This is a genomic window from Nocardioides sp. NPDC101246 (assembly GCF_044767415.1).
GTDB lineage: Bacteria > Actinomycetota > Actinomycetes > Propionibacteriales > Nocardioidaceae > Nocardioides.
The window spans coordinates 21154-24092 of sequence record NZ_JBIWNX010000015.1; the positions used below are offsets into that span (position 1 = coordinate 21154).

At 65.8% G+C, this 2939-nt stretch carries 1 pseudogene; it reads right to left on the bottom strand.

The features are described from left to right. A pseudogene (locus ACIRON_RS24305) lies at positions 1-1616 on the bottom strand (hypothetical protein); the annotation flags it as partial. Between the last annotated feature and the right edge of the window lie 1323 nt (positions 1617-2939).

Genomic DNA, 2939 nt, shown 5'->3' on the forward strand with positions numbered 1-2939 from the left:
TCACCATCAGTTCCGTCGGTCCCATCGGTCCCATCAGTGCCGTCCTCCGGGTCAGTCGACTCATCAGAGCCGTCCTCACCATCGGTGCCGTCACCATCAGTTCCGTCGGTCCCATCGGTCCCATCAGTGCCGTCCTCCGGGTCAGTCGACTCATCAGAGCCGTCCTCACCATCGGTGCCGTCACCGTCTTCGGCGTCGTTCTCCTCAACTGCAAAGGGGACCTCGAAGGTGTTGGTGACAGTCGAGCCATTGGGCGTACGGCCGGTAACCGTCACCGGCACCGACTCCTCGCCCGGCTCAATGGTGTGGGTGAAGGTGAGGTCGGTCGACTCACCAGGAGCCAACTCACCCCCACCGGCAACCGTGCCCTCCGGCGTCTCACCCGTGACCTCCATCGGAGTGTCACCAGTGTTCTCGACCGGGACCACGACCACCACGGTGTCGCCGTCCTTCGTCTCGGGAGACGAAGAGACCGGCTCACCGTTCACCGTGGGCTCGCCCACGGTGATGTCCCCGTTGTCCGGCTCCTCACCCGGCGTACCGGGCTCGTCTCCGGGCTCCTCACCATCGCTCGACTCAGAGCCGACGATCGTGAAGGTGTAGCGGTGGGTAGCAGTCGAACCCTCGGGCGTACGACCGGTAACCGTCACCGGCACCGACTGCTCACCCGACTCAGGGGTGTAGACGAAGGTCAGCTCAGTCGACGCACCAGGAGCCAACTCACCGCCTCCGGCAATGGGTCCGCCCGGAGTCTCACCGGCGACCTCCACAGGAGCATCACCCGTGTTCCGAACCGGCACCGTCACCACCACCGGCTCACCCTCCTCCACCTGCGGCGAAGAAGAGACCGGCTGTCCATTCACGGTCGGCTCACCAACCGCGATGTCACCACTACCCGGCTGCTCACCCGGCGTACCGGGCTCCTCACCAGGCTCCTCACCATCGGGCTCCGAAGGAGCACCCACAACGGTGAAGGTGTAGCGGTGGGTAACCGTCGAACCCTCGGGCGTACGACCGGTAACCGTCACCGGTACCGACTGCTCACCCGACTCAGGGGTGTAGACGAAGGTCAGCTCAGTCGACTCACCGGGAGCCACCTCACCCCCGCCAGCGACAGGCCCATCCGGAGTCTCACCAGCGACCTCCAACGGAGCATCACCCGTGTTCCGAACCGGCACCGTCACCACCACCGGCTCACCCTCCTCCACCTTCGGCGAAGAAGAGACCGGCTGGCCGTTCACCGTGGGCTCACCCACGGCAAGGTCACCGCTACCCGGCTGCTCGCCCGGCGTACCGGGCTCCTCGCCAGGCTCCTCACCATCGGTCGGCTCAGAACCGACGACCGTGAAGTAGTAGCGGTGCGTGACTGTCGAACCGTCGGGCGTACGGCCGGTGATGACCACCGGAACCGCCTGCTCGCCGGACTCGACAGTGTGAGTGAAGGTGAACGTGGTCGACTCGCCAGGAGCCACCACACCACCACCAGCCATCGGGCCCGCGGACGTGGAACCGGTGACCTCCATGGGAGCGTCACTCGTGTTCTCGACCGGAACCTCGACCACCACGGTGTCACCCTCCGCCACCTCAGGCGACGAAGAGACAGGCTGGCCGTTCACGGCGGGCTCACCAACGGCAAGCCCGCCGTCACCGGGAACCTCGCCCGGCTCAGTCGGAGCACCGGGCTGACCCGGGGCTCCAGGGTTACCGGGCTGGACCGGCGGAACCGGCGTGCCCGGGGCAGGTACGCCGGGCGCGCCCGGCGTACCGAACTCACCAGCGCAGGTCCCGAAGTCGGTCGAGGTCACCCACACGGGAGAACCAGCCGAGCTACCACAACCGTTCTGCTGCTGAGTGCTGACAGCGGTGCTGGTCTGCTGCGACCCAACCGCGCTGTCATAACCACCGGCGTAGGAACCACCGGGGTTGCTACCAGCAAGGTTGCCGTTGCCGTTGAACTCACCAGCACACGTACCGAAGTCCGTGCTGGTCACCCACACAGGGCTCCCAGCGCTCGAACCACAGCCGTTCTGCTGCTGAGTGCTGACAGCGGTGCTGGTCTGCTGCGACCCAACCGCGCTGTCATAGCCACCGGCGTAGCTGCCACCAGCGTTGGAACCAGCAACGTTGCCGTTGCCGGCGTACTCACCAGCGCACGTGCCGAAGTCAGTCGAGGTCACCCACACGGGGCTACCGGCCGAGCTACCGCAACCGTTCTGCTGCTGAGTGCTGGCAGCCGTGCTGGTCTGCTGAGACCCAACCGCGCTGTCGTGACCACCGGCGTAGTTGCCACCGGCAGGAGCGGTGCCAGCGGCACCACCGTTGAACTCACCAGCACAGGTCCCGAAGTCGGTCGACGTCACCCACACGGGCGAACCGGCCGAGCTACCGCAACCATTCTGCTGCTGAGTGGAGACAGCCGTCGAGGTCTGCTGCGACCCGACCGCACTGTCGTAGCCACCGGCGTACGAACCACCGGTGTTGTTGCCGGCAACGTTGCCGTTGCCGGCGTAATCACCAGCGCACGTGCCGAAGTCAGTCGAGGTCACCCACACGGGGCTACCGGCCGAACTACCGCAACCATTCTGCTGCTGAGTCGAGACAGCCGTGCTGGTCTGCTGAGACCCAACCGCGCTGTCATAACCACCGGCATAGGAACCACCGGCGTTGCTACCGGCAACGTTGCCGTTGCCGTTGTACTCACCAGCACAGGTCCCGAAGTCGGTCGACGTCACCCACACGGGCGAACCAGCCGAACTACCGCAACCATTCTGCTGCTGAGTCGAGACAGCCGTGCTGGTCTGCTGTGAGCCCACCGCGCTGTCGTAGCCACCGGTGTACGAACCACCGGTGTTGGAACCAGCAACGTTCCCGTTGCCGTTGTACTCACCAGCGCAGGTGCCGAAGTCGGTGCTGGTCACCCACACGGGGGAACCAGCGCT